Below are 26,492 nucleotides of genomic sequence, written 5' to 3'. Positions count from 1 at the left end.
CCCATTTCTTAGATGGTCCCAACTCTCGCGCGACTTGACACCCTGTTCCGGGGATCTATCTTGGCAGCCCGCTCGATCTCCACGCGCCTTGTCCGAAAGGAAATGCCTTTCGCATTCGGTGAGCTGGATTACGCCAGTTTTCTGATTTTTGTGTGACTTTTACGGGCGAAGTGCTCCGTGCGGCCAGGGCGAGGATCAGGGCGGCGACCTCTTCGGCGGTCGCGTCGCCCCGGACGATCTTCAAATGGGTCATAGCGGGATGTTCCCATGCTTCTTCGGTGGCAGGACCGCGCGCTTGTTGCGCAGCGCGCGCAGCGCCCTGACGATCTGGACGCGGGTGTCGGACGGTCGGATCACCGCGTCCACATACCCTCTTTCGGCCGCGAGATACGGGTTGGCGAGGGTGTCCTCGTATTCGGTGACGAGCCGGGCCCGTTCGGCGTCCGGATCGGCGGCGGAGGCGAGCTCGCGCCGGTAGAGGATGTTGACCGCGCCCTGCGCCCCCATCACCGCGATCTGCGCGGTCGGCCAGGCCAGGTTGACGTCGGCGCCCAGGTGCTTGGAGCCCATGACGTCGTAGGCGCCGCCGTACGCCTTGCGGGTGATCACCGTGACCAGCGGCACGGTCGCCTCGGCGTAGGCGTACAGCAGCTTGGCGCCGCGGCGGATGATGCCGTTCCACTCCTGGTCGGTGCCGGGCAGGAAGCCGGGGACGTCGACGAACGTCAGCACGGGGACGTTGAAGGCGTCGCAGGTGCGCACGAACCGCGCGGCCTTCTCCGAGGCCGCGATGTCGAGCGTGCCGGCGAAGCTCATCGGCTGGTTGGCGACGACGCCCACCGAGCGCCCCTCGACCCGGCCGAAGCCGACCAGGATGTTGGGCGCGAACTGGGCGTGCAGCTCCAGGAACTCGCCGTCGTCCAGCACGGACTCGATCACCGTGTGCATGTCGTACGGCTGGTTGGCGGAGTCCGGGATCAGCGTGTCGAGCCCGCGGTCGGCCTCGGTGGCCTCGGTGACGTCGATGGCCGGATCGGCCTCGAACACCGGGGCCTCGTCCATGTTGTTGGACGGCAGGTAGGACAGCAGCGCCCGGGCGAACTCCAGGCAGTCGGCCTCGTCGGAGGCCTCGTAGTGCGCCACGCCCGAGCGGGAGTTGTGCGTGTGCGCGCCGCCGAGCTCCTCGAAGGTCACCTCCTCGCCGGTGACCGTCTTGATGACGTCCGGGCCGGTGATGAACATGTGCGACTTCTCCGCGACCATCAGGACGAAGTCGGTGAGGGCGGGCGAGTAGACCGCGCCGCCCGCGCACGGGCCCATGACCAGGGAGATCTGCGGGATCACGCCGGAGGCGTGCACGTTCCGTTTGAAGATCTCGGCGTAGAGGCCGAGGGAGACGACGCCCTCCTGGATGCGGGCCCCGCCGGAGTCGTTGATGCCGATCACCGGGCAGCCGGTCTTGAGCGCGTGGTCCATGACCTTGACGATCTTCTCGCCGAAGACCTCGCCCAGCGACCCGCCGAACACCGTGAAGTCCTGGGCGAACACCGCGACCGGGCGGCCGTCCACCGTGCCGTGGCCGGTCACCACCCCGTCGCCGTAGGGGCGTTCGCGCTCCAGGCCGAAGCTCGTGGACCGGTGCCGGGCCAGCTCGTCGAACTCCACGAAGCTGCCCGGGTCCAGCAGCGCGGTGACCCGCTCGCGGGCGGTCATCTTGCCCTTGGCGTGCTGCTTCTCCACGGCGCGGGCGGAGCCGGCGTGGGCGGCCTCGTCCAGTCGGCGCTCCAGGTCGGCGATCTTGCCCGCCGTGGTGTGGATGTCGATCCCGGGGGAAACCGGCTCAGCGCTCATTCGGCGGCTCCTGCTCGCATCTCCGGAGGTCCATCCCAGCAGGGTAACCGTTCGCTGACAGCCGGAACCACCAGGGGCGTGCGTTCGTCGCACCGCGTAGGGATAGGCTGGGCAAACCGTAAATTTGGCAAAATAGGGGCCGTAATGGACGTTGCGGATGCGGTGCGGACACAGGGGCTGCTGAAGAGGTTCGGGCAGCAGGTGGCCGTGGGCGGTGTCGACCTCGTGGTGCCGCACGGCAGCTTCGCCGGGCTGGTCGGTCCCAACGGCGCCGGCAAGACGACCACGCTGAGCATGGTCACGGGCCTGCTCCGCCCGGACGGCGGCGGCGTGTGGATCGACGGCGCCGACGTCTGGCGCGACCCGGTCGCGGTCAAGGCCCGCATCGGCGTCCTGCCCGAGGGGCTGCGCCTGTTCGAGCGCCTGTCGGGCCGCGAGCTGCTGTCCTACAACGGCCAGCTCCGGGGCATCCCCAAGGACGAGGTGCAGCGGCGCGCCGAGGAGCTGCTGCGGGTCATGGACCTGACGGAGTCGGCCGACAAGCTGGTCGTCGACTACTCCACCGGCATGCGCAAGAAGATCGGCCTGGCCGCCGCGCTGCTGCACAACCCCCGGGTGCTCTTCCTCGACGAGCCGTTCGAGGGCGTCGACCCGGTCAGCGCCAACACGCTGGTCGAGGTGCTCCGGCGCTACACCGCCTCCGGCTCCACCGTCGTCTTCTCCAGCCACGTCATGGAGCTGGTCGAGCGATTGTGCGACTGGGTCTCGGTGATGAGCCGCGGCCGGATCGTCGCGCAGGGCCCGCTGGACGAGGTGCGCGGCGGGCGGAGCCTCAACGAGGCGTTCCTCGGCCTGGTCGGCGCGCACGCCGGGCACGAGGGCGGAGGGGAGGGACTCTCGTGGCTGGGCGCGACCTCGGCGTGAGCGGCGGCGGTTTCCCCGGGTCCGCCGCGGACCCCGGAACGGGCGCGGGTCCCGGCGCGGACCCGGGGGGTGCGGGCGCGGGTCCCGGCCGGGGCGCGGCGGGCACGCACCCCGGCACGGGCGCCGTCGCCGTGGGGCCCGCGGTGTTCGCCCGGCTCAAGCTCCGGCTGATCGCCGGGAACCTGCGCGGCGACACCACCCGGATGCTCGGCTTCGTCTTCACCCTGCTGGCCGCGCTCGTCGTCGCGGGCCTGGGCTTCTCCGCCATGGCCATGCTCCGCTCGGCGCCCCCGCAGGTCGCCGCCGACGCGGTGACCCTGCTGTTCACCGCGATCCTGGTCGGCTGGGTGGTCGTCCCGCTGCTCGCCTTCGGCCTGGACGACACGCTCGACCCGTCCCGCCTCGCGCTGTTCCCGCTGAGCACGGGCCGGCTCGCGGCCGGCATGTTCACCGCCGCGGTCACCGGCGTCTGGCCGGCCGCCACGCTGTTCGTCACGTTCGGCGCGATCGCCGGCCTGGCGGCGGGCGCCGGCGGCGTGCTGCTCGGCACGGCGGCCGTGCTGCTCCAGTTCGTCCTGTGCATCGTCACCTCGCGGCTGGTCACCACCTCGCTCTCCGGCGTGCTGCGCACCCGCCGCGGCAGGGACGTGCTCGCGGTCTCGGTGATCTTCTTCATCCTGGCCGCCCAGCTGCCCAACCTCCTGCTCAACCACGGCTTCTCCGGCGATCCGCAGGCGATGCTGCGCGAGATCGCCGCGGTGCTGCGCTGGACCCCGCCGGGCCTGGCCGCGCACGCCGTCGCCGACGGCGGGCTCGCGGCCCTGGCCGAGGTGGTCCTCCTGGCGGCCCTGGCCGCCGGACTCGGCTTCCTGTGGATCGCCGCCCTGCGCCGGGCCATGGTCACCGCGGACGCCTCCACCGAGGGGGCCTCCGTGCGCAACTCCCGCGGGCTGCTGGCCCGGTTCCTGCCCGACGGCCCGCTCGCCGCGGTCGCCACCAAGGAGCTCCGGTACGCCCGCCGCGACCCCCGCGGCCGGGTCGGCTGGTTCGCCGCCCTGGCGATCACCGGCGTGATGGCCTTCTCCCTCAACGGGGGCGAGGGCGGGACCCCCGGCCCGGTGCTCGCCATCGGCCCCGCCTGCCTGGGCGGGCTGATGATCGGCCTGCAGTCGTGCAACTCCTTCGGCATCGACGGCCGCTCGCTGTGGATGAACTCCATGGTGTACGGCACGGCCCGCGACTGGCGGACCGACCTGGCCGGGCGGCACCTGGCCGTGGCGGTGATCGCGGCTCCCGCGCTCGCCGTGCTGGCCGTGGTCGCCGCCTTCCTGGCCGGGAACCCGGTCTGGGCGGTGCCCGCGACGCTCACCGCCTGGGGCGTGCTGGGGGTGGGCCTGGGCGCGGGCGCGCTGAGCAGCGTGCTGATGCCGTACACCGTGCCGGAGCGGCTCAACGCCTTCACCGGCGCGGCCCCGGGCCAGGGCGGCATCGCCTTCGCCGGGTCGTTCGGCACGATGATCGGCACCGCCGTGCTCGCCCTGCCCGTCGCGCTGCCCGTGCTGCTCGGCCTCACCTGGGTCTGCGCGCTCGCCCTGCCGTACGGCGTGCTGATCGCCGCGGTCGGCCGCAGGATCGCCGGGAACCTCGCCTTCGCCCGGTATCCGGAGCTCCTGGCGTCGATCTCGCAGCCCGCCTGAGTGACACCGATTGGTCTAGTCCAATGGGTGAGACCGGTGACCACAGGAGGAAACGGACTCGATACCCTGGCAGGCATGTCCGCCAGCGCGCCCAACCAGGCAGAACGATCCTCCGCTGTCACCGAGATGCCCGACGAGCTCCGCGCGGACGTGCGGCTGCTCGGCGGGCTGCTGGGCCAGGTCATCGCCGAGCACGGCGGCGACGACCTGCTCGCCGATGTCGAACGCCTCCGCAAGGCCGTCATCGCGGCCCGCCGCGGGGAGGTCTCCGTCGACGAGATCACCTCGATGGTCGCCGGATGGCCGGTCAGCCGGGCGGTCAAGATCGCCCGCGCCTTCACCTGCTACTTCCACCTGGCGAACCTGGCCGAGGAGCACTTCCGCATCCGCACGCTCCGCGTCCGCGACACCGGCGAGGAGCCGCTGCCCGAGTCGCTGGCCCAGGCCGTCCAGGAGCTCGGCGGCGAGCGCGTCGCCGAGCTGGTCGGCGACCTGCGGCTGCACCCGGTGCTGACCGCGCACCCGACCGAGGCGCGCCGGCGCGCGGTGGTCACCGCGATCCAGCGGGTCAGCGCCCAGCTCGCCGCCTACAACAGCCCCGAGCTGGGCGCGGCCGAGCGCGCCGAGACCCACCGGCGGCTGCTGGAGGAGATCGACCTGCTCTGGCGGACCGCCCAGCTCCGGCAGACCAAGCCCGACCCGCTGGACGAGGTCCGCACCGCCATGGCGGCCTTCGACGAGACGCTGTTCCGGATGGTCCCGCACGTCTACCGGACGATGGACGCCGCGCTCGGCGAGGGCGCGGGCGCCCGTGAGCCGCTGACCCGGCCCTTCATCCGCTACGGAAGCTGGATCGGCGGCGACCGCGACGGCAACCCCAACGTCACCGCCAAGGTCACCCGCGACGCCGTGCTCATCCAGTCCGAGCACGTGCTGATCGCGCTGGAGAACGCCACCTCGCGGATCGGCCGCGCCCTCACCGTGACCGCCGAGTACACCCCGGCCTCGCCGGAGCTGCGGGCCGCGCTGGCCCAGGCCGAGCACGACCACCCCGAGCTGGTCTCGGAGATGGTCACCCGCTCGGCGCGGGAGCCGCACCGCCAGTGGCTGCTGTTCGTCGCGGCCCGCATCGCCGCCACCCGGCAGCGCGGCCTCGACCTGGCCTACCGCTCGCCGGAGGAGTTCCTGACCGACCTGCGGCTGGCCCAGGACTCCCTGGTGGCCGCCGGGGCCAGACGGCAGGCCTACGGCGAGCTGCAGCACCTGATCTGGCAGGCGGAGACCTTCGGCTTCCACCTGGCCGAGCTGGAGGTGCGCCAGCACTCCCAGGTCCACGCCGCCGCGCTGGCCGAGATCGCCGAGGGCGAGACCTCCGAGCGCACCGAGGAGGTCCTGGCCACGTTCCGGACGATCGGCTGGATCCAGGAGCGCTTCGGGGTGACCGCCTGCTCCCGCTACGTCGTCTCCTTCACCCGCTCGGCCGCCGACGTCGCCGCCGTCTACGACCTGGCCGCCCACGCCCTCGGCGAGCGCGCCCCGGTGCTCGACGTGGTCCCGCTCTTCGAGTCCGGGGCCGACCTGGCCGCCGCGCCCGCCGTGCTCTCGGGGATGCTGGAGATCCCCGGCGTCCAGGCCCGCCTCGCGGCGAGCGGCAGGCGGCTGGAGGTCATGCTCGGCTACTCCGACTCCGCCAAGGAGCTCGGCCCGGCCGCCGCCACCCTGAAGCTGTACGAGGCGCAGGAGGCGCTGGCCGCCTGGGCCGCCGAGCACGACGTGCGGCTGACGCTCTTCCACGGCCGCGGCGGCGCCCTGGGCCGCGGCGGCGGCCCGGCCAACCGGGCGGTGCTCGCCCAGGCCCCCGGCTCGGTCGGCGGCCGGTTCAAGGTCACCGAGCAGGGCGAGGTCATCTTCGCCCGGTACGGGCACGAGGCCATCGCCCGCCGCCACCTGGAGCAGGTCACCTCGGCGGTGCTGCTGGCCTCCACCCCGACCGTCGAGGCCCGTACGGCGCAGGCCGCCGGCCGGTTCCGCACCTTGGCCCAGCAGGTCGCCTCCGCCTCGGAGAAGGCCTACCGCTCGCTCACCGAGGCGCCCGGCTTCCCCGAGTGGTTCTCGCTGGTCAGCCCGCTGGAGGAGATCGGCTCGCTGCGCCTGGGCTCCCGCCCGGCCCGCCGCGGGCTGGGCGCCCCCAAGTCGCTGGACGACCTGCGGGCCATCCCGTGGGTGTTCGCCTGGGCGCAGACCCGGGTCAACCTGCCCGGCTGGTACGGCCTGGGCAGCGGCCTGGCGGCGGTCGCCTCCGAGACCGGCATGGAGGAGCTGCGCGCGGCCTACCGCGAGTGGCCGCTGTTCGCCTCCCTGCTGGACAACGCGGAGATGTCCCTGGCCAAGACCGACCGGGACATCGCCTCCCGCTACCTCGCCCTCGGCGGCCGGGAGGACTTCCTGGAGCAGGTCCTGGCCGAGTACGACCTGACCCGCCGGCTGGTCCTGGAGGTCACCGGCCACCGCCGCCTGCTGGAGAACCGCCGGGTGCTGTCGCGCGCGGTCCAGCTCCGCGACCCGTACGTGGACGCGCTCTCGCACCTGCAGCTGCGCGCCCTGTCCCGGCTGCGCGCCGACGACCTGCCGGAGGAGGAGCGCGAGCGCCTGTCGGTGCTGCTGCTCCTGTCGGTCAACGGCGTCGCCGCCGGCCTGCAGAACACCGGCTGACCCGCGCCGCGCCGTACGGCCCCGCCGCAGGGCCGTACGGTGCGGGCGATCAGATCCCTAGCGCTTGGACGAGGTCATCGGCCAGCAGGGACGCCGACAGTGCAACGGTCTCGGGTTCGCCGAGCCCTTCCTCGGCGCGTCCAGCCATTCTCGCGCCAAGCGAGTTCGGCCCGGAAGCGAACAGATCGGCCAGGTACTCAAGGGATTGTGCTGTCGGCTCGCTGCTGATCGGATCACGGTGCAGCATTTCGAAGGCGGAAGCCAGTTCGGCGGTGTCGATGTTGATGAGGATCCGATAGATGTCGTGTGCGTCCTTATCGTTCAATCGGTGTGGAACGGTGACACGCTCAGCGATCTTGTGAAGTTTTGCGACCAGCAATGCTGCGGATCCTGCGACCTTGACCTGGTATATGCGCGGGTCGGCCGGATCGAGAGCGGTGACCTCCATGGCGGCGTTGTCCACGAGGGCGGCCTCAAGGCCTCGAGCGCGGCGAGCAACCCGACGGTCGTGCGGTGGGATGCGTGCGCCACGAGTGTTCTTCGTCCCAGGACCCGCGAGGGCCTCTGGAACCATCAGATCCACGGGGATTCTCTGGGAATTCAGCCATGCGCCGGGTTGTCCGTCGGCAGGGTCGCGGTAGAAACCCGCACGGCTCATGGCGTCCTCCACGAGCGGGTCGTCATCGAGTTTTCTCGGGTCGAGTGCGAGATCACTGTCCTTGGTCATCTCGGCGAGCGCGACGGGGGTTCCTGTAGTACGCAGGTAGACGGCTTGTGCACCGATCACGATCACTGCGTCCCGGTGGGCGTCCAAAGCCTCCAAGGCGTCGAGAAGCGCAGCACGAGACCGGACGAGGAGATCGCTGCTATCCACGCCAAGCGGATTCATTTCGGACCATCCATTCGATGAGTTCTTCGGCTTCGGATGGACTACGCCCGGGCCCTGTCATCAGATCGACGGCGACCTGTGCAGGTGCTGCAACCGTCAGGCCGGAAGCGCTGGTCAGGGTCCGGGCGAAGGGGAGGTCGCTTTCGGGTTCGGCCAACATCACGTTCGCCCCGGCATCGGCGGCGCGAAGGTCCCACAGGCGCGCGGTTCGATCGGCATCTGCCGTGTAGACCATCGCGGAGCGGGCCGGAGCGTGGGCGGCCCACTCGGCAGCGGCCAGGGTTCCTGTCATGGCGTACAGGGCGGAGCTGTCGGCAATACGTTTTACAAGGTTCGGGAGGCCTCTCGGCGCTATCCATCTCGTGATCCGGTTGTTTCGAACGAATCCGTAGTCACCGCTCCAGCGCCGTAATAATTTGACCCAGTCGGTTACGGTCACCATGCCCGAACTGTCTCGTGTCGCCAGTTCTTCGCGTTCGAGGAAGTCGACCACTCGATAGGTCGCTCCTGTGGAGGTGCCGGAGACGCTGATCAGTTCGCGGATCTTCCATGACCTGCTGTGGTCCAGCAGTGCGCGTACGACTTTCGCCGCCGGAGTGCCCTTCAGGGTTCCTCGTGGTCTGCCGGGGCCGCGCCATGGATCGCGTTCCGCACCCTGGGTCGAGATGTACAGCCCAGGACGTGAAACGTTCAGAAGCATGTTCCCTGTCGCGTCGATATATGACAGGCCCGCGTCGGTAAGACGTTTCCGCACCGGGCCGGCCAAGTATCTGGAGACGACGACGCCATGACTTCCCGGAACCTTCCGTGTGAGCTGCGTCAGCTGCTCCTGCACTATGGTGACGTCCCGGACCGCCGTCACATGTTTGATCTCCAGGGCCAAAATGGCCGATTCGCCGTCCGGTGCCGTCACCGTCAGGAACGCATCGGCATGTCGATCAGGGATCGCTCCGGCTTGAGTCGGCCGTGCAGACCATCCAGTCGGAAGTCGGTCGTGCAGGACGATCATCCCGGCCCGTAGGACATCCGTTTCCTTCGGGAGTTCCGACGGTTCCTCCATGCCTTCCTCCTCACCTGCTGTTCGGGAAACACCCTATCTCCGCTGACAGCGGAACAAGGGAGTTTCCCGAACAGTTGCATGCATGTCATGGAGCGGTGGCGTCTTCGGCTTGCACGACGCCGGTTGGACATGCCGTCTGCAGGACCTCGCAGCCGATCGGAAGCTGCCGCCCGAGGGCCGGTTCAGCGGCGTGAACGGAGATCACCGGCTCTCGATGCCTGGTCGCGGTTTCCGAGGCCATCCTGAGAGAAGTGCAGTTATCAGAACCGTACTTCTCCTAGACGGTCCGGGCGGGAGTAGACGTTGAAGCGCTCGCCGCGCAGGAAGCCGACCAGCGTGATGCCGAACTCGCGGGCCAGGTCCACCGCCAGCGAGGACGGCGCGGAGACCGCGCAGACCACCGGCACGCCCGCGGCCAGGGCCTTCTGCAGGATCTCGTAGCTGGTCCGGCCGCTCACCATCAGCACGTGCCCGGCCAGCGGCAGCCGGCCGTCCAGCAGGGCCCGGCCGACCAGCTTGTCCACCGCGTTGTGCCGCCCCACGTCCTCGCGGAGCGTCACCAGGGCGCCGTCCGGGGTGAACAGCCCCGCCGCGTGCAGGCCGCCGGTCTTGCCGAACACCCCCTGGGCCCGCCGGAGGGCGTCCGGCAGGCCGTACAGGGTCCGCGGGGTCAGCAGCGGGCCGGGCTCCGTCACCGGGGCCAGACGCCGGGAGTGCAGGGCGTCGAGGCCGGCGGCGCCGCAGACGCCGCAGGCGCTGGAGGTGGTGAAGTGCCGCTCCAGCGCCGGCAGCTCGGGCAGGCGCGCGCCGCGCAGCCGTACGGTGACCGTGTTGCGGCGCGCCCCGGGCGCCACGTCCGCGTCGGTGCAGTAGGAGATCGACGCGATGCCGCCGGGCTCCCCGGCGGCCCCGGCGGATCCGCCCGCGGGGACGACGCCCTCGCCGTGCAGGAACCCGGCGGCCAGCTCGAAGTCGTGGCCGGGGGTGCGCATGGTGACGGCGACGGTACGGCGCTCGCCGCCCGCCGCCAGGCGGATCTCCAGCGGCTCCTCGGTGGCGAGGTCGTCGCGCCGGTCCCGCACGGCCCCGCCGGAGAACTCGCGGATCCGCACCCGGGTGGTCGGCCCCGGCGGCCCGGCTTCGTCGCCGGCGGTCACGCGGGCAGCCTCGTGATCGTGGCCAGGGCGTTGTAGTCGGGGATCCGGGCGTCGGGGGAGCGGTGGGAGGCGTCCAGCAGGACGTTCCCCTCCGGCCAGTGGATCTGCAGGTTGCCGGGCATCAGCGGGGCCCGCAGCACCCGGCCGTGGAACGCCCGCTCCCCGGTGACCGAGCGGAGCTCCACCGGATCGCCGTCGGCCAGGCCGAGCCGGTCGGCGTCGTGGGCGCTGATCAGGACGGCCTCGCGGGTGGCGCCGTTGAAGCCGTCGCGCCGCTCGTGGACCATGCTGTTGAACTGCTTGCCGCGCCGGGTGGCGACCATGAACGACCCGTCCGGGCGCTCCAGGGCGGGCAGGGCGACGGGGGCGAAGCGCCCCCGGCCGTCGGCGGTGGGGAACCGGCCGCCGGGGCACAGGTGCCGCCCGCCGTACTGGACGCTGTCCCCGAACGCCGCCAGCCCGGCGATGCCCGCGTAGAACGGCACGGCCCGCTCGATGTCCGCGCGGATCTGCGCGGTGCCGGAGTAGCGGAGCCGGTCGGCCAGCTCCGGCCGGGCGCGGGCGGCCAGCTCGGTGAAGATCCGCCACTCGGGCCGGGCCTCGCCGATCCGGGGGCCCGCGACCTCGGGGGAGAAGATGATCCGCCGCTCGGTGGAGGTCTCGGTGACGCCGCCGGCCATCTCGTAGCGGGTCTGGGCGGGCAGCAGCAGCACGTCGCCGTCGTCGGCGGGGACGAGCATCTGCGACGACAGCACGATGTCGACGTGCACGCGCAGCCGCAGGCGCGACAGGGCCTCGCGGCAGTAGGCCGGGTCGGGCAGCACCTCCAGGAAGTTGCCGCCGCTGGAGACGAGGGCGTCCAGCTCACCGGCGTGGGCCGCGTCGATCATGTCGGTCGCGGTCAGGCCGGGCGCGGCGGGCACCTCGAAGCCCCACAGGTCGGTGAAGCGCCGGGCGTTCTCCTCGGTGATCGGCAGGCCGCCGGGCAGACCGGTGGCGTAGGCGCCCATCTCGGCGCCGCCCTGCACGCCGCTGTGGCCGCGGATCGGCATCAGACCGCAGTGGTCGCGGCCGACGAAGCCCCGGGCCAGCGCCAGGTTCACGATCGCCCGGACGTTGTCCTCGCCGTAGGCGTGCTGGGTGACGCCCATGGACCAGACCAGCACCGCCGACCTCGCCGCGCCCAGCAGCCCGGCCAGCTCGCCCATCTGCTCCCGGCTCGCCCCCGACAGAGCCTCCAGCTCCTCCCAGGACTGCCCGGCGACGGCCCGCCTCACCTCATCGAAGCCGGTGGTGTGCTCCGCCACCCAGGCCTCGTCCACCAGGCCGCGCTCGATCAGGTGCTTGAGCACGCCGTTGAGGAACCCGATGTCGCCGCCGACGTTCACTCCGAAGAAGTGGTCGGTGATCTTCGTGCCGAACAGCGCGGACTCGGCGTTGGACGGCACCCAGTACCGGTCCATGCCGGGCTCGCGGTAGGCGTTGACCATCGCGACCTTCGTCCCGGCCTTCTTGGCGTGGTAGAGGTACTTCATCGCGACCGGCTGGTTGTTCGACGGGTTGGAGCCGATGAAGACGATCAGGTCCGAGCCGATCCAGTCGGTGTAGGAGCAGGTGGTGGCCGCCGCGCCGATCGCCTGCTTCAGCGCCACGGTCGAGGGGGAGTGGCAGATCCGGGCGGCGTTGTCCACCGAGTTCGAGCCCAGCGCCCGCACCGCCTTCTGCGCGGCGAAGTAGTTCTCGTTCGGCACGCCCCGGCTGGTCAGGTAGACCCCCAGCCGGGAGCCGTCGCGCAGGTGCGGCGCGGCCAGGTCCAGCGCCTCGTCCCAGCCGATCCGGGTGAAGCCGGGCTCGCCCGCCCGCCGCAGCATCGGGTACGGCAGGCGCCCCAGGTCGCGCAGCTCCGCGCCGCGCATCCGCTCCAGGCCGGAGACGTCGGCCAGCAGCGCGACGTCGAGCGCGGGCATGGTGTTCAGCTTGAGCAGTCGGAGCCGGATGTTGCACAGGTGGACCTCGTCCATGGTCCAGTCGCGCATGCCCTTGGTCCCCAGTGCGCACCCGTCGCAGGTCCCGCGGGTGAGGATCCGCCAGGCGTAGCGGCGGTTGCCCTTCACCGACCGGAACGCCTTGACCAGCTCCAGGTAGTTGTTCGGCTTGCGCTCGCCGATCCCGAAGGGCTTCCAGCTCGCCCAGTTGCGCGGGTCGAGACGTCTGCTCATGCGCACGTCCCCCATGCGTCCATTCGTCGCCCTCTTCCGGCCGGTGGACGGCCGGAGCCCGTCCACCGGCTCAATATACGTCTGCGGCGTCCGCCGGCCGCCGCCCTCGGCCACCGCCCCCAAGGACGCCCCAAGGACGCCCCGGGGACGCCCCGGGGACGGTCCGGGGACGGTTCGGCGATGACCCGGGGACGGTCCGGGGACGGTCCGGAGGGCGCCGGGCGGTCGCGCGGGGAGGGAAGATGGGAGGGTGACAGCGCCCCCGTCGTCTCCGTCGTCCCCCTTCACCGACCTCGACCGCCCGCCCCTGTCGCAGGCGGCGCTCACCCGCGCGCTGGTGCGGCCCGGCGGGCTCTGGTCGGACGTCTCCGTCGTCGACAGGACCGGTTCGACCAACGCCGATCTGGCGCAGGCCGCGCGCGACGGCGCCCGGCAGGGAACCGTGGTCATCGCGGAGTCGCAGGCGGCCGGGCGCGGCAGGCTCGGCCGGGCCTGGTCGGCTCCGCCGCGCGCGGGCCTGACGTTCTCCGTGCTCCTGCGGCCCGACCCGCCCCCGGCCCGCCAGGGCTGGCTCCCGCTGCTCGTCGGCCTGGCCGCGGCGTCGGCGGTGCGCCGGGTGGCGGAGGTCGACGTCCGCCTGAAGTGGCCCAACGACCTGCTGGTCGGGGAGCGCAAGCTCGCCGGCGTGCTCGCCGAGCGGGTCGGTGACGCGGTGATCGTCGGCGTCGGGCTCAACGTGAGCCTGCGCGCCGACGAGCTCCCGGTGCCGACGGCCACCTCGCTCGCGCTGGAGGACGCCGCCTGCGTCGACCGCGACCCGCTCGTCCGGGCGGTGCTGCGGGAGATCGAGACGCACTACCGCGAGTGGTCCGAGGCGGACGGCGACGCCGACGCGTGCGGACTGCGGGCCGCCTACCTGGGCGCCGGCGCGACGGTGGGCAGGCAGGTCAGGGTGGAGCTGCCGGGCGAGCGGGTGCTCGCCGGCCTGGCGACCGGCGTCGACCGGGCCGGGCACCTGATCGTGGAGTCGGACGGGCGGGAGCACACGCTCAGCGCGGGCGACGTGGTGCACGTCCGCCCCCGGGAGTCCTGAGCCGGCCCCCGCCGGACCGTCGGCGTCCACCGCACGCGATCCGCGTCCGTGTCCGCGTCCGTGTCCCGTGCCTGCGTCCGTGTCCGCCGTCCCATGACGCGGAGCCTCAGGTCGTGCCACGATTCGTCCCATGGGTCTCCCCGATCACCACCTGACGGAGGGGGAGCGGCGCATCCGGTCGTTCCGCCCTCACTGGAAGCGCCTGGCCGTCCCCTTCCTGGCGTTGCTCCTCATCGCCGCCGCCTCCGGCGCCGCGATGTACTTCATGCCCTCCTTCGCGTACGAGGGCTACGCGCGGGTGGCCGTGGCCGTCGTCTCCGTCGGGCTGCTCACGGTGTGGACGTTCGTGCCGTACCTGCAGTGGCGCAACACCGCGTACGTGCTGACCTCGCACCGGCTCACGATCAGCACGGGCGTGCTGAACACGTCGCACGACGACATCCCGATGAGCAAGGTCAACACGGTCAGCGCGGACCAGACCCTCTGGGAGCGGCTCTTCGGCTGCGGCACCCTCTACGTCGAGTCGGCGGGCGAGCAGGGCCGCGTCACGCTCCGCGACATCCCGCGCATCCAGGAGGTGCGGGCCGAGCTGTTCCAGGCGCTGGACGCCGCCGCCGACGGCGATCCGGTGGATCCGGCGGATCCGGCGGATCCGGGCGGGGAGGTGCGGCGGAGGTGACGGACCGTCCGACGGCCGAGCAGATCGAGCGGCTGTTCGTCGGTCCGCCGCCCCGCTACACCCGGGTCCAGGTCGCCGAGATCTCCGGGGTCCCCCAGCGGGTCACCGAGCGGATCTGGCGGGCGCTGGGGTTCGCCACGCTCTCCGACGACACGGTGGCCTTCACCGACGCCGACGTGGCGATCCTCAGGCGGGTCCGGGCGATGATGGAGGGCGGCCTGCTGGACGAGCCCACGGTCATCCGGATGACCCGGGCGCTCGGCCAGACCACGGCCCGGCTCGCGCAGTGGCAGGCCGAGATCGTGATCGGCGCCATGCTCGACTCCGACCGGCCGCCCGGCGACGACGACCTGGCGGCGGTGATGGAGCTCGCCCGGCGGCTGCTGCCCGACTTCGAGCGGGTGCTGGTCCACGTCTGGCGCGCCCAGCTGGCCGCCGCGGGCACCCGGCTGCTCGCCCTCACCGACCTGGCCGAGGAACCGGCCCCGCCGACCCGGCTGACGCTCGCGGTGGGCTTCGCCGACCTGGTCTCCTTCACCCGGGTCTCCCGGGACCTGGACGAGTACGGCCTCGCCGAGCTGGTCGAGGGGTTCGAGTCGCGGGCCGCCGACGTGGTGGCCGCGCACGGCGGGCGGCTGGTCAAGACCCTCGGGGACGAGGTGCTGTTCACCGCGGCGGAGCCGGCCACGGCCGCCGCGATCGCGCTGGAGCTCGGCGAGGCGGTCCGGCGGGAGGGGCCCGACCTGCGGGTGGGGCTGGCCTACGGGCCGGTGCTGCCCATGATGGGGGACGTCTTCGGGACGACGGTCAACCTGGCGGCCCGGCTGACGGCCATCGCCCGCCCCGGCTCGGTCGTCGTCGACGAGGCCCTGGCCGGGGCGGTCGAGGGGGTCGACGGGATCGAGGTGCGCCGCATCCGGCGCAGGCCCGCCCGGGGGCTGGGCGTGGTGCAGCCGTACGTCCTGCGGCGCGCCTGAGGAGCGGCGCCCGGCGCCGGAGCCCGCAGGGCCGGATCTGATAGGGATTGACGCGGGGGCGGGCCGTGAAAAAGGCTGGTCGCCGGTAGTCGGACTCGAAGGGCAAGGTGCGTATGCCGTACACCGTGCAGGGCGTGGTCGCGCGTGGCAAGGGGCAGGACGTCTCACTGGAGGCGGTCACGGTGCCCGACCCCGGACCCGGTGAGGCGGTGGTGAACGTGCAGGCCTGCGGGGTCTGCCACACCGACCTGCACTACCGGGAGGGCGGGATCAACGACGAGTTCCCGTTCCTGCTCGGGCACGAGGCCGCGGGCGTGGTCGAGGCGGTCGGCGCGGGGGTGACCGGCCTGGAGCCCGGCGACTACGTGATCCTCAACTGGCGGGCGGTCTGCGGCCAGTGCCGGGCCTGTCTGCGCGGCCGGCCGTGGTACTGCTTCGCCACCCACAACGCGACGCGGAAGATGACGCTGGCCGACGGCACCGCGCTGAGCCCGGCCCTGGGCATCGGCGCGTTCGCGGAGAAGACGCTGGTGGCGGCCGGGCAGTGCACCAAGGTCGACCCGGCGGCGGCCCCGGCGGTGGCGGGCCTGCTCGGCTGCGGCGTGATGGCCGGCCTCGGCGCGGCGATCAACACCGGCGGCGTGACCCGGGGCGACAGCGTGGCCGTGATCGGCTGCGGCGGCGTGGGGAGCGCGGCCGTGCTGGGCGCGTCCCTGGCCGGCGCGGCGAGGATCATCGCGGTGGACGTCGACGACCGCAAGCTGGAGTGGGCCAAGGGCTTCGGCGCCACCCACACGGTGAACTCCCGCGAGAGCGACGCGGTGGAGGCGATCCGGGAGCTGACCGGCGGGTTCGGCGCGGACGTGGTGATCGAGGCGGTCGGCCGCCCGGAGACCTACAAGCAGGCGTTCTACGCCCGCGACCTGGCCGGGACGGTGGTCCTGGTGGGGGTGCCGACGCCGGAGATGACGCTGGAGCTGCCGCTGCTGGACGTGTTCGGCCGCGGCGGCGCGCTGAAGTCCTCCTGGTACGGCGACTGCCTGCCCGGCCGCGACTTCCCGATGCTGATCGACCTGTACCTGCAGGGGCGGCTGAACCTGGACGGGTTCGTCACCGAGACGATCGGACTGGGCGACGTGGAGGCCGCGTTCGCCAAGATGCACCGCGGCGAGGTGCTGCGCTCGGTGGTGGTCCTGTGATCGACAGGGTCGTCACCTCCGGCACCTTCACCCTCGACGGCGGCACCTGGGACGTCGACAACAACGTCTGGCTGGTCGGCTCCGCAGAGGAGGTCGTCGTCATCGACGCCGCCCACGACGCCGGCGCGATCGCCGAGCGGATCGGCGGCCGGTCGGTGGCGGCGATCGTGTGCACCCACGCGCACAACGACCACGTCAACGCCGCCGTCGAGCTCGCCGCCCGGGTGGACGCGCCGATCCTGCTGCACCCGGCCGACCAGGTCCTGTGGGAGATGGTCCATCCCGGCACGCCGTACACGCCGCTGCGTGACGGCCAGGTGCTGACGGCGGGCGGGGTGGAGCTGACCGTGCTGCACACGCCGGGCCACGCGCCGGGCGCGGTCTGCCTGCACGCGCCGGACACGGGCGCGGTCTTCACCGGGGACACCTTGTTCCAGGGCGGTCCCGGGGCGACCGGGCGGTCCTTCTCCTCGTTCGAGACGATCATCGACTCGATCCGCGACCGGTTGCTGACGCTGCCCGCCGCGACCGTGGTCCACACCGGGCACGGCGACTCCACGACTATCGGTGCGGAGGCCCCGCACCTGGAGGAGTGGCTCAGGCGCTGAGAGCGGCGGCGGGCCGTCCGGCCCTCGCGAAAAAGGGACGGCATGCCCCAGGAGGGCGTGGATCGGATGATCCACGCCCTTCTGGCACGAAGAGGGAGGAAAATATGTCTCCTGCTATGTAGGCAAGCCTAACCAAAGTGAGCTACCTTAGGTATGCCTTACCTATGCGCTCGTCTTCGTGAAAGGTGCCTCGCCCGCCATGTACGTATGCGTCTGCCGCGCGGTCACGGAGAACGAGGTGCACGACTGCATCGCCGCCGGCGCGAAGAGCGCGAGGCAGATCCGCGACACCACCGGGGCCGGTGGGGACTGTGCTTCTTGCGTCCGGAGGATCTGTGCGATCCTGAAGCGGTCTGAAGACCTGATGCCGACCGCATAGCACGAGGAGCCCGCCATGCAGGGCGACAAGCAGATAATCGAACTTCTCAACGAGCAGCTCACGGCCGAGCTCACCGCCATCAACCAGTACTTCCTGCACGCCAAGATGCAGGAGAACTGGGGCTACACCAAGCTGGCGAAGTACACCCGCGAAGAGTCCATCGACGAGATGCGCCACGCGGAGAGGCTGACCGACCGGATCCTCTTCCTCGAAGGCCTGCCCAACTACCAGCGGCTGGGCACCCTGCACATCGGCCAGACCGTCGCCGAGCAGCTCCGCGCGGACCTCGACGTCGAGCTCTCGGTCGTCCAGCGGCTCAAGCCGGGCATCGCCCTGATGCGGGAGAAGGGCGACATCACCTCCGCGCGGCTCTTCGAGGAGATCCTCCAGGACGAGGAGCACCACATCGACTACCTGGAGACCGAGCTGTCGCTGATCGACAGCCTCGGCGAGCAGCTCTACCTGGCCCGCTACGCGGAGCCGCCGTCGGCGTCCTGAGGCGAATCGCCGGAACACGCCCGTCAAGGTCACTCAAGCCGGGCGTGTTCGCTTTCGCCCCCCGGTTCGCGCGCCGTCCCCGGGACGTGTCCCGGTCCGGGGGCCTCCCGGGCGGCGCCGTACCCCCCTGCTTCACCGTACCGCCAGGCGTCTGTCCGGGATTTATCAGTGTTTGCCCAGGTCAATAGATAGGTCAACGGCGAGTCAAACCGCGCGCTATGCCCGGGAAACGATCGCCTAAGGTCCTACGATCCTCAACATGACCTGCGTACTTCTCGCCGAGGATGACACCTCGATCTCCGAGCCACTGGCGCGTGCGCTGCGCCGCGAGGGCTATCAGGTGGAGGTGAGCCCCGACGGCCCGCAGGCCCTGGAGCGAGCTCTATCGGGTGGCATCGACCTGATCGTTCTTGACCTCGGCCTGCCCGAGATGGACGGCCTCGAAGTGGCCCGGCGCATCCGCGCCGAAGGGCACGGCACGCCCGTGCTCATCCTCACCGCCCGCGTGGACGAGGTGGACACGGTGGTGGGCCTCGATGCCGGGGCCGACGACTACGTCACCAAGCCGTTCCGCCTCGCCGAACTGCTGGCCAGGGTCCGCGCCCTGCTGCGGCGCGGCACCTCCGAGACGCCCGTGGTCCAGGGCGTGCGGATCGACGCCGACTCCCGCCGCGCGTGGATGGGCGACAAGGAGCTGCACCTGACGACCAAGGAGTTCGACCTCCTGCGGGTGCTGGTCCGCGACGCCGGCAAGGTGGTCACCCGCGAGCAGATCATGCGCGAGGTGTGGGACACCAACTGGTGGGGCTCCACCAAGACCCTGGACATGCACATCTCCTGGCTGCGCCGCAAGCTCGGCGACGACGCCGCCAAGCCGCGCTACATCACGACGGTTCGAGGGGTCGGCTTCCGGTTCGAGCGCGAGTAGGGAATGCGCCGCCGCCTGCTCTCCTCGACCCTGCTCGTCGCGGTCATCGCGGTGCTCCTGCTCGGGATCCCCCTGGGGGTGGCGGTCAACCGCCTGATCCAGGAGGAGGCCATCCAGGAGCTGTCGGGGGAGGCGAAGAGCCTGCTCAACGAGGTGGAGTACGCCCGGATCCAGGAGCAGCCCATCACCCGCGAGCAGCTGGGGAGGAAGTATCCCGAACGCTACGTCCAGATCTACGCCCGGGGGACTCCTCCCCAGGTGACCACGGTGGGCGAGGAGCCTCCCGAGGAGCGCAAGATGAGCGCGGACGCCCAGTCGGAGAGCGGGGTCTACGTCTCGGTCAGCCGGGACAAGACCCAGGTCGAGCAGCAGGTCCGGGCCTGGCTCCTGCTCATCCTGGCGCTCGCGGCGGCGGCCATGGCGGTGGCGGTGGGACTGGCGGTGGTGCAGTCGCGCCGCATGACGCTCCCGCTCCGCGACCTGGCCATGATCGCCGAGCGGCTCGGCTCCGGCGAGGCCCGGCCGAGCAAGCACCGCTACGGCATCGGCGAGCTCGACCGGGTGGCCGAGGTGCTGGACCGCAGCGCGACCCGCATCGCCGACCTGCTGGCCCGGGAGCGGGAGTTCGCGACCGACGCCTCCCACCAGCTCCGGACGCCGCTCACCGGCCTGACGATGCGGCTGGAGGAGATCGTGGCGGCAGCGGACGACCCCAGCGTGGTCAAGGAGGAGGGCGAGGCGGCGATCGTGCAGGCCGAGCGGCTCACCGCGGTCATCGACGAGCTGCTCGCCGCCGCCCGGCGGCAGCGCCACGCCCAGACCGCGGTGGTCGACCTCGACGCCCTGCTGGACCAGCAGTTCATCGAGTGGGGTCCGGCCTTCCGCCGGGACGGGCGCCGGCTGGTGCTGTCCGGCACCCGCGGCCTGCGGGCCCTGGGCACCGGCGGCGGCATCAGCCAGGTGGTCTCCACGCTGCTGGAGAACTCCCTGCGGCACGGCGGCGGCCCGGTGACGGTGACCACCAGCAACACCGGGAAGTCCATCGTGGTCGAGGTCGCGGACGAGGGCCCCGGCATCACCGACGACCTCGCGCCCCGCGTCTTCGAGCGGAACATGAGCGGGGCCGGGGGCACCGGTCTGGGACTGACCCTGGCCCGGGCGCTGGCCGCCGCCGACGGCGGACGCCTGGAGCTGGTACGGCCCCGCCCGGCGGCTTTCGCGATCTTCCTGCGCCCGGTCGGCGACCCCGGCAGGAAACGGGTGGTCAGCGGCCCCGCGTGACCCGGCGGGGCCGGGTGTTCTCGGTCTTGGGCAGCTCGCGCGGGACGTCGAGGTCCTCGGTGGCGGCCAGGAAGACCCACTTCTTGTAGGAGAAGAAGCGGAACAGCGTGCCCAGGCCGATGCCGAAGAGGTTGGCGACGTTGATGCTCACCGGGTCGGTCAGCCCGAGGGTGTAGCGGGTGAAGCCGACGACGAGCAGACCGATCAGCAGGGCGACGCCGTTGAGCAGGAAGAACAGGAAGTACTCGCGGGTCAGCCCGCTCTGCTCCCGGTGCCGGTAGGTCCAGAAGCGGTTGCCGACGTAGGCGAAGGTGGTGGCGACCGCGGTGGCGACGACCTTGGAGGTCAGGGTGCCCCACTGCAGGCCGTACTGGAGCAGGTTGAAACCGCCGACGTCGATGACGAAGGCGAAGGCGCCCACGGTCCCGAACTTCGCGAGCTCGTGCAACAGATCGGCGAACCGTTCGTAGGCCTGTCGAAGAAACCGCACGTCTCCTGCACGATCCTTTCTCGGGTCGGCTGCGGCTCCGCCGTACGGCGAGACCTCGGGCACGCCCCTCAGGCTACCGGGAACCGCAGGGGTCCCGTCCGCCGCCCTGACCCGTCCGGCCGCCGTCCCGCCCTCGCCCGTCCGGCCTTGCTCCGCCCGTCCGGCCGGTCCCGGCGGGCGGCCCGTGCCCGCCGCCGTACCGGGGGCCGGTAAGCTCGGCGGACGTGAGCAGCCCTTCCCTGACCGGTCCCCACGGGCCCGTCGTCGGCATGATCGGAGCGGGCCAGCTGGCCCGGATGACCCAGCAGGCGGCCATCGCGCTGGGCGTGGAGCTCCGGGTGCTGGCCGGATCCCGGGACGAGAGCGCGGCCCGGGTGGTCGCCGACGTGCGCCTCGGCGACCACCGCGACCTGTCCGACCTGCGTGACTTCGCCAAGGGGTGCGACGCGCTCACCTTCGACCACGAGCACGTGCCCACCGAGCACATCGGCGCGCTGGTGGCGGACGGCTTCGCCGTGCGCCCCGGGGCGGAGGCGCTCGTGCACGCCCAGGACAAGGCCGTCATGCGCGAGCGGCTGACCGCGATCGGCGCCCCGTGCCCGGCCTGGCGGCGCGTCGCCACCGCCGCCGAGGTGGAGGGGTTCGCCGCGGAGCACGGCTGGCCCGTCGTGCTCAAGGCGGTGCGCGGAGGGTACGACGGCCGCGGCGTCTGGATCTGCCGGTCGGCCGCCGACGCCGCGGAGGCCCTGGCGAGCGGGGTGGCGCTGCTGGCCGAGGCGTTCGTGCCGTTCGAGCGGGAGCTGGCCGTGCTGGTCGCGCGCTCCCCGCACGGGCAGGGGGTCAGCTATCCGGTGGTGGAGACCGTGCAGCGCGACGGCATCTGCGTGGAGGTGCTCGCGCCCGCGCCCGGCCTGGACCCGGAGACGGCCGCGGCGGCCCAGCGGATCGCCCTGGAGATCGCCAAGGACCTCGGCGTCACCGGGCTGCTGGCCGTGGAGATGTTCGCCACCGCCTCGGGGCTCGTGGTCAACGAGCTGGCCATGCGCCCGCACAACAGCGGCCACTGGACCATCGAGGGGGCCCGCACCTCCCAGTTCGAGCAGCACCTGCGCGCCGTGCTCGACCTCCCGCTCGGCTCGCCCGCGCCGACCGCGCCGGTCGTGGTGATGGCCAACCTGTTGGGCGGCCAGGACCCGGACGTCTTCTCCCGCTACGAGCACGTCATGGCCCACGACCCCGGGATCAAGGTCCACTTCTACGGCAAGGAGGTACGGCCCGGCCGCAAGATCGGGCACGTCACCGCCCTGGGCACCGACCTCGACGAGGTCCGCGCCCGCGCCCGGCACGCCGCCGTCCACCTCTGCGAAGGGACCTACACGTGAGCACCGCACAGGACGGCGCGGCCGTTCCGGCCGTCGGCGTCGTGATGGGCAGCGACTCCGACTGGCCGGTGATGCGGCTCGCGGCCGAGGCGCTCGCCGAGTTCGGGGTGGCGTTCGAGGCCGACGTGGTCTCCGCGCACCGCATGCCCGACGAGATGATCGCCTACGGCGCCCGGGCGGCGGAGCGCGGCCTGAAGGTGATCATCGCCGGGGCCGGGGGGGCCGCCCACCTGCCCGGCATGCTCGCCTCGGTGACGCCGCTCCCGGTGATCGGCGTCCCCGTCCCGCTGAAGTACCTCGACGGCATGGACTCCCTGCTCTCGATCGTCCAGATGCCCGCGGGCGTCCCGGTCGCCACCGTCGCCGTCGGCGGCGCGCGCAACGCGGGGCTGCTGGCCGTACGGATCCTCGCCGCGGCGGACGCGGGGCTGCGGGCGAAGATGGAGCGCTTCCAGGCGGACCTGCGGGACCAGGCCCACGCCAAGGGCGCCCGGCTCCGCGAGGAGGCCGCCCGGCTCGGCGGCTGACCCCGGAACAGCCCCTCTGCGGCCGGGACGGGTCGCATGCGAGGGACCCTGCGTGCCGGGACACCGGGGATTCGGGGAAGGCCGCGCCACTCAGGCATATATCGATGTACATTGGACACACTCCAATATGCCTTGAGGGGTGTCATGAGCCGGACGATGATCGATCTTGATGATGACCTGGTGGCCGAGGTGGCGAAGGCTCTGGGGACCAGCACGAAGAAGGAGACGGTCAACAGCGCTCTGCGCGAGGTGCTGGAGAACCGGCGGCGCGCGCTGGCGCTGGCGCGGCTGCGCGGCGCCGCGGCCGAGGGCGGCTTCGACCTGGAGCTCTTCGAGGAGAAGGGGAACTACCGGCGGTGAGCCCCGAGCAGTTCCTCATCGACACCAGCGCTCTGGCCGGGCTCATGCGGAAGGACGCCGAGACCTACGGCTGGGACCAGGCCGTCGCGGCGGGGCTGGTCGCCGTGTGCCCGATCACGGAGCTCGAGTTCTTCTACAGCGCACGATCGCAGACGGACCGCGAGCGCGGGATCGAGGACATGCGGCAGTCGTTCGGATGGGTGCCCGTCGATGATCGTGCCTACGACCGTGCGTGGCAGGTCCAGGGCATGCTCACGGCGCAGGGACGACACCGCAGTGCCGGACCGGTGGATCTGGTGGTGGCGGCGACGGCCGAGCTGCGCGGGCTCACCCTGCTGCACCGTGATCACGACTTCGACTGCATCGCGGCGGTCACCGGCCAGGCGCTCCAGTGGTACGGGCCCGGGACGGGAAAATAGGACGGCACCTGTCTCCTCGCCGGGATCGTGCCCGGTGTCCACCGGGACGGGCCGCGGTCCGGTCGCCGTCAGGCGGGCGGGAACCGGTACGGCTCCAGGGCCGGGGCGGTCCGGGAGGCGGTGAACTCGGTGACGCGGTAGGCGCAGATCCGGGCCGCGACGAACGGGTCCGACGCGACCAGCGCCTCCGCGCCGTCCCGGTCGAGGCCCGTGGCGAGGATGATCCCGCCGTCCCGCGGCACCTTGCGGCCCGAGGCCAGGAAGAACCCGGCCGCGTACTGCCGGTCCAGCCAGGCGACGTGCGCCTCGAGCAGGGCGTCGGCCTGCGCGGCGGGGACGAGGTAGGTCAGTTCCAGGACGAACACGCGGGGATCCTCCCTCGTGGGGGTGAGAGGCGGGGAGGGGGAGGGCGCGTCAGGGGCGGCCGAGGGCGCGGTAGTGCCAGCCGGCGGCGCGCCAGGTCTCGGCGTCCAGGGCGTTGCGGCCGTCCACGATCTTCCGGGAGGCGACGACGGCGCCCAGTTCCTCGGGGTCGAGGTCGACGAACTCCTGCCACTCGGTCAGCAGCAGCACGACGTGGGCGTCGCGCGCGGCCTCCAGGGCGGAGGCGCCGTAGGAGAGCTGGGGGTGGGCGCGGCGGGCGTTGTCCTGCGCGACGGGGTCGTAGACGGTGACCCGGCCGCCCTGCTGGGCGATCTTGACCGCGACGTCGAGGGCGGGCGAGTCCCGGATGTCGTCGGAGTTGGGTTTGAACGCGGCGCCCAGCACGGTCATCGTGCAGCCGTGGAAGGACCCTCCGGCCAGCTCGCGGGCCAGGTCGACCATGCGGGCCCGGCGGCGCATGTTGATCGCGTCCACCTCGCGCAGGAAGGTCAGCGCCTGGTCGGCGCCCAGCTCTCCGGCGCGGGCCATGAAGGCGCGGATGTCCTTGGGCAGGCAGCCGCCGCCGAAGCCCAGGCCCGGGTTGAGGAACCGGCCGCCGATGCGCTCGTCGTAGGAGAGCGCCAGCGACAGCTGCTTGACGTCGGCGTGCGCGGCCTCGCACACCTCGGCCATGGCGTTGATGAAGGAGATCTTGGTGGCCAGGAAGGCGTTGGCGGCGACCTTGACCAGCTCCGCGGTCGGATAGTCGGTGATCACCAGCGGGGTCCCGTGCTCCAGCATGGAGGCGTACACCTCGCGCATGATCTTCTCGGGCTTCTCCGAGCGCACTCCGAGCACGATCCGGTCCGGGTGCAGGGTGTCCTTCACCGCGAAGCCCTCACGCAGGAACTCGGGGTTCCAGGCCAGCTCGGCGGCCTCGCCCGCGGGGGCGAGCCGCGCCAGCTTGTCCGCCAGGCGCTGGGCGGTGCCGACCGGCACGGTGGACTTGCCCACGACCAGGCACTCGCGCCGCAGGTGCGGGGCGAGCGACTCGATGACGGCGTCGAGGTAGGAGACGTCGGCGGCGTACTCGCCCTTCTTCTGCGGGGTGCCGACGCAGACGAAGTGCACGTCGCCGAAGTCGGCGGCCTCGGCGTAGGAGGAGGTGAAGCGGAGCCGGCCGTTGGCCAGGTTGCGGCGGAGGATGACCTCCAGGCCGGGTTCGTGGATGGGCAGCTCCCCCGCCTGAAGGCTGGCGACCTTGGCGGCGTCGACGTCCAGGCCGAGCACCTCGAAACCGAGCTCGGCCATGCACGCCGCGTGCGTGGCGCCCAGGTACCCGGTCCCCAGCACGGTCAGGCGATAGGCCACGGTGGATCCTTTCGGTTCTGCCCAATCCGACCTCGACAGGGTATCGGCATCCTTGACCGGAATTTTGCCGCCCGACCTGCGGAACGGAGCGGCGCACATCACAGTCGGCCGACCGGTGCGTACTTTGTTGGACGTCCTAGTATTTTCCCATGAGCTTCCCTCTCTACGCGCTGCCCGAGGAGCACCAGATGCTCCGGGAGACCGTCCGTGCCCTCGCCGACGAGAAGATCGCCCCTCGGGCCGCAGAGGCCGACGAGACGGGCGAGTTCCCCTGGGACTCCTACAAGGCGCTCACCGCCGCCGACCTGCACGCCGTGCACGTGCCCGAGGAGTACGGCGGCGCCGGCGCCGACGCGCTCGCCACCGTGATCGTCATCGAGGAGGTGGCGCGCGCCTGCGCGTCGTCCTCGCTGATCCCCGCCGTCAACAAGCTCGGCACCGTGCCGCTGCTGCTGTCGGCCTCCGAGGAGCTCAAGCAGCGCTACCTCGCGCCGGTCGCGCGGGGCGAGGCGATGTTCTCCTACGCCCTGTCCGAGGCCGAGGCGGGCAGCGACGCCGCCGCGATGAAGACCCGCGCGGTGGCCGACGGCGACCACTACGTGCTCAACGGCGCCAAGATGTGGATCACCAACGCCGGGGTGTCGGAGTACTACACGGTCATGGCCGTGACCGAGCCCGGCGCCGGTGCGCGCGGCATCTCCGCGTTCGTCGTGGAGAAGGCCGACGAGGGCGTCGGCTTCGGCCCGAAGGAGAAGAAGCTCGGCATCAAGGGCTCCCCGACCCGCCAGGTCATCCTGGAGGACGTCCGCATCCCGGCGTCCCGCATGATCGGCGCCCCCGGCACCGGGTTCAAGACCGCGCTGGCCACCCTGGACCACACCCGCATCACGATCGCCGCCCAGGCGCTCGGCATCGCCCAGGGCGCGCTCGACTACGCGGTGGGCTATGTCAAGGAGCGCAAGCAGTTCGGCAAGGCCGTCGCGGAGTTCCAGGGCGTGCAGTTCATGCTCGCCGACATGGCGATGAAGCTGGAGGCCGCCCGCCAGCTCACCTACGCCGCCGCCGCCAAGTCCGAGCTGGCCATGCACGGCGAGCCCCAGGCCGACCTCACCTTCTTCTCCAGCGCGGCCAAGTGCGCGGCCTCCGACGCCGCCATGGAGATCACCACCGACGCGGTCCAGCTCCTCGGCGGGTACGGCTACACCCGGGAGTTCCCGGTCGAGCGGATGATGCGCGACGCCAAGATCACTCAGATCTACGAGGGCACCAACCAGGTCCAGCGCATGGTCATGGCGCGGCAGCTCCTCAAGTAGGCCGACGGGCAGGGGGAGGCGCCGTCCTCGCCGGAATCGTCCGCCGGTCTTCGCGACTTCCGGATGACCGCCGGACGGTGCCGCTCCGTCCCTGTCCCGTGGGCACGGTGCAGGGA

At 71.9% G+C, this 26,492-nt stretch carries 26 protein-coding genes; 17 read left to right on the top strand and 9 right to left on the bottom strand.

The genetic code is table 11. The features are described from left to right. Positions 1–55 precede the first annotated feature (55 nt). Both HS045_RS36375 and HS045_RS04110 read right to left on the bottom strand, forming a co-directional pair. Entirely contained in the window at positions 56–253 is a 198-nt protein-coding gene (locus HS045_RS36375) for an acyl-CoA carboxylase subunit epsilon (RefSeq protein WP_196449821.1), read from the bottom strand. Further along, the gene (locus HS045_RS04110) at positions 250–1,851 is read right to left on the bottom strand and encodes an acyl-CoA carboxylase subunit beta (protein ID WP_196449820.1); all 1,602 of its coding nucleotides are present in this window, start codon (positions 1,849–1,851) and stop codon (positions 250–252) included. The genes HS045_RS36375 and HS045_RS04110 overlap by 4 nt, the downstream gene beginning before the upstream one ends. A 144-nt stretch (positions 1,852–1,995) precedes the next feature. On the opposite strand from HS045_RS04110, the gene HS045_RS04105 reads away from it, so the two are divergent. From HS045_RS04105 to HS045_RS04095, 3 genes are all read left to right on the top strand, one after another. Then, positions 1,996–2,775 carry an ABC transporter ATP-binding protein gene (locus tag HS045_RS04105; RefSeq protein ID WP_196449819.1) on the top strand — a complete coding sequence of 260 codons (780 nt, stop codon included), beginning with the start codon at positions 1,996–1,998 and terminating at the stop codon, positions 2,773–2,775. Next, entirely contained in the window at positions 2,751–4,472 is a 1,722-nt protein-coding gene (locus HS045_RS04100) for a hypothetical protein (RefSeq protein WP_307827376.1), read from the top strand. The genes HS045_RS04105 and HS045_RS04100 overlap by 25 nt, the downstream gene beginning before the upstream one ends. Before the next feature lie 75 nt (positions 4,473–4,547). After that, complete coding sequence (locus HS045_RS04095; protein ID WP_196449818.1) at positions 4,548–7,184, top strand: phosphoenolpyruvate carboxylase; 2,637 nt, start codon at positions 4,548–4,550, stop codon at positions 7,182–7,184. A 49-nt stretch (positions 7,185–7,233) separates the two neighbouring features. Here the strand turns inward: HS045_RS04095 and HS045_RS04090 are convergent, their stop codons facing one another. From HS045_RS04090 to HS045_RS04075, 4 genes are all read right to left on the bottom strand, one after another. Beyond that, positions 7,234–8,073 carry a hypothetical protein gene (locus HS045_RS04090; protein WP_196449817.1) on the bottom strand — a complete coding sequence of 280 codons (840 nt, stop codon included), beginning with the start codon at positions 8,071–8,073 and terminating at the stop codon, positions 7,234–7,236. Further along, positions 8,051–9,133: a hypothetical protein gene (locus HS045_RS04085; RefSeq protein WP_230883422.1), complete on the bottom strand. Its 1,083-nt coding sequence runs from the start codon at positions 9,131–9,133 to the stop codon at positions 8,051–8,053. Before HS045_RS04085 ends, HS045_RS04090 begins: the two co-directional genes overlap by 23 nt. Positions 9,134–9,393: 260 nt before the next feature. Next, positions 9,394–10,290 (bottom strand): formate dehydrogenase accessory sulfurtransferase FdhD, encoded by an 897-nt coding sequence (fdhD, locus tag HS045_RS04080; RefSeq protein ID WP_374191357.1) that lies wholly within the window; start codon positions 10,288–10,290, stop codon positions 9,394–9,396. After that, positions 10,287–12,509: an FdhF/YdeP family oxidoreductase gene (locus HS045_RS04075; protein WP_196449816.1), complete on the bottom strand. Its 2,223-nt coding sequence runs from the start codon at positions 12,507–12,509 to the stop codon at positions 10,287–10,289. The genes fdhD and HS045_RS04075 overlap by 4 nt, the downstream gene beginning before the upstream one ends. A 250-nt stretch (positions 12,510–12,759) precedes the next feature. On the opposite strand from HS045_RS04075, the gene HS045_RS04070 reads away from it, so the two are divergent. The 9 genes from HS045_RS04070 (at position 12,760) to HS045_RS04030 (ending at position 20,151) form a co-directional block, all read left to right on the top strand. Continuing rightward, entirely contained in the window at positions 12,760–13,602 is an 843-nt protein-coding gene (locus HS045_RS04070) for a biotin--[acetyl-CoA-carboxylase] ligase (RefSeq protein ID WP_196449815.1), read from the top strand. 130 nt (positions 13,603–13,732) lie between these two features. After that, entirely contained in the window at positions 13,733–14,281 is a 549-nt protein-coding gene (locus tag HS045_RS04065; protein WP_196449814.1) for a PH domain-containing protein, read from the top strand. Then, on the top strand, positions 14,278–15,258 hold the full coding sequence (locus HS045_RS04060) for an adenylate/guanylate cyclase domain-containing protein (RefSeq protein WP_196449813.1): 981 nt from the start codon (positions 14,278–14,280) through the stop codon (positions 15,256–15,258). The genes HS045_RS04065 and HS045_RS04060 overlap by 4 nt, the downstream gene beginning before the upstream one ends. A 113-nt stretch (positions 15,259–15,371) precedes the next feature. After that, a complete protein-coding gene (locus tag HS045_RS04055) occupies positions 15,372–16,457 on the top strand; it encodes an S-(hydroxymethyl)mycothiol dehydrogenase (RefSeq protein ID WP_196449812.1) in 1,086 nt (361 codons plus the stop codon). Further along, on the top strand, positions 16,454–17,065 hold the full coding sequence (locus tag HS045_RS04050; protein WP_196449811.1) for an MBL fold metallo-hydrolase: 612 nt from the start codon (positions 16,454–16,456) through the stop codon (positions 17,063–17,065). The genes HS045_RS04055 and HS045_RS04050 overlap by 4 nt, the downstream gene beginning before the upstream one ends. 199 nt (positions 17,066–17,264) lie before the next feature. Further along, positions 17,265–17,444 carry a bacterioferritin-associated ferredoxin gene (locus HS045_RS04045; protein WP_196451042.1) on the top strand — a complete coding sequence of 60 codons (180 nt, stop codon included), beginning with the start codon at positions 17,265–17,267 and terminating at the stop codon, positions 17,442–17,444. Positions 17,445–17,459: 15 nt separating this feature from the next. Continuing rightward, positions 17,460–17,942 (top strand): bacterioferritin, encoded by a 483-nt coding sequence (gene bfr, locus HS045_RS04040; RefSeq protein WP_196449810.1) that lies wholly within the window; start codon positions 17,460–17,462, stop codon positions 17,940–17,942. Between the two features lie 259 nt (positions 17,943–18,201). Next, positions 18,202–18,870 (top strand): response regulator transcription factor, encoded by a 669-nt coding sequence (locus tag HS045_RS04035; protein WP_012888073.1) that lies wholly within the window; start codon positions 18,202–18,204, stop codon positions 18,868–18,870. A gap of 3 nt (positions 18,871–18,873) precedes the next feature. Further along, positions 18,874–20,151 carry an ATP-binding protein gene (locus HS045_RS04030; protein ID WP_196449809.1) on the top strand — a complete coding sequence of 426 codons (1,278 nt, stop codon included), beginning with the start codon at positions 18,874–18,876 and terminating at the stop codon, positions 20,149–20,151. Here HS045_RS04030 and HS045_RS04025 read toward each other — a convergent pair. Beyond that, positions 20,135–20,641 carry a GtrA family protein gene (locus HS045_RS04025; protein WP_196449808.1) on the bottom strand — a complete coding sequence of 169 codons (507 nt, stop codon included), beginning with the start codon at positions 20,639–20,641 and terminating at the stop codon, positions 20,135–20,137. The genes HS045_RS04030 and HS045_RS04025 overlap by 17 nt on opposite strands. Positions 20,642–20,865: 224 nt before the next feature. On the opposite strand from HS045_RS04025, the gene HS045_RS04020 reads away from it, so the two are divergent. From HS045_RS04020 to HS045_RS04005, 4 genes are all read left to right on the top strand, one after another. Next, positions 20,866–22,023, top strand: coding sequence for a 5-(carboxyamino)imidazole ribonucleotide synthase (locus HS045_RS04020; protein WP_307827375.1), 1,158 nt, complete (start codon positions 20,866–20,868; stop codon positions 22,021–22,023). A 44-nt stretch (positions 22,024–22,067) separates the two neighbouring features. Next, complete coding sequence (purE, locus tag HS045_RS04015; RefSeq protein WP_196451040.1) at positions 22,068–22,550, top strand: 5-(carboxyamino)imidazole ribonucleotide mutase; 483 nt, start codon at positions 22,068–22,070, stop codon at positions 22,548–22,550. A gap of 156 nt (positions 22,551–22,706) precedes the next feature. Next, a complete protein-coding gene (locus HS045_RS04010; RefSeq protein WP_230883421.1) occupies positions 22,707–22,910 on the top strand; it encodes a type II toxin-antitoxin system VapB family antitoxin in 204 nt (67 codons plus the stop codon). Beyond that, the gene (locus HS045_RS04005) at positions 22,907–23,329 is read left to right on the top strand and encodes a PIN domain nuclease (protein WP_196449806.1); all 423 of its coding nucleotides are present in this window, start codon (positions 22,907–22,909) and stop codon (positions 23,327–23,329) included. Before HS045_RS04010 ends, HS045_RS04005 begins: the two co-directional genes overlap by 4 nt. Before the next feature lie 68 nt (positions 23,330–23,397). Here the strand turns inward: HS045_RS04005 and HS045_RS04000 are convergent, their stop codons facing one another. Beyond that, positions 23,398–23,694 (bottom strand): YciI family protein, encoded by a 297-nt coding sequence (locus tag HS045_RS04000; protein WP_196449805.1) that lies wholly within the window; start codon positions 23,692–23,694, stop codon positions 23,398–23,400. A 49-nt stretch (positions 23,695–23,743) separates the two neighbouring features. Beyond that, on the bottom strand, positions 23,744–25,063 hold the full coding sequence (locus HS045_RS03995; protein WP_196449804.1) for a UDP-glucose/GDP-mannose dehydrogenase family protein: 1,320 nt from the start codon (positions 25,061–25,063) through the stop codon (positions 23,744–23,746). A 149-nt stretch (positions 25,064–25,212) separates the two neighbouring features. On the opposite strand from HS045_RS03995, the gene HS045_RS03990 reads away from it, so the two are divergent. Next, positions 25,213–26,376, top strand: coding sequence for an acyl-CoA dehydrogenase family protein (locus tag HS045_RS03990; RefSeq protein WP_196449803.1), 1,164 nt, complete (start codon positions 25,213–25,215; stop codon positions 26,374–26,376). The last annotated feature ends 116 nt before the right edge of the window (positions 26,377–26,492 follow it).

Origin of the sequence: Planomonospora sp. ID82291, from assembly GCF_015711645.1 — a bacterium.
GTDB lineage: Bacteria > Actinomycetota > Actinomycetes > Streptosporangiales > Streptosporangiaceae > Planomonospora.
Note: the sequence above shows the minus strand (reverse complement) of the source record. Positions and strands in the feature narration are given on the sequence as shown.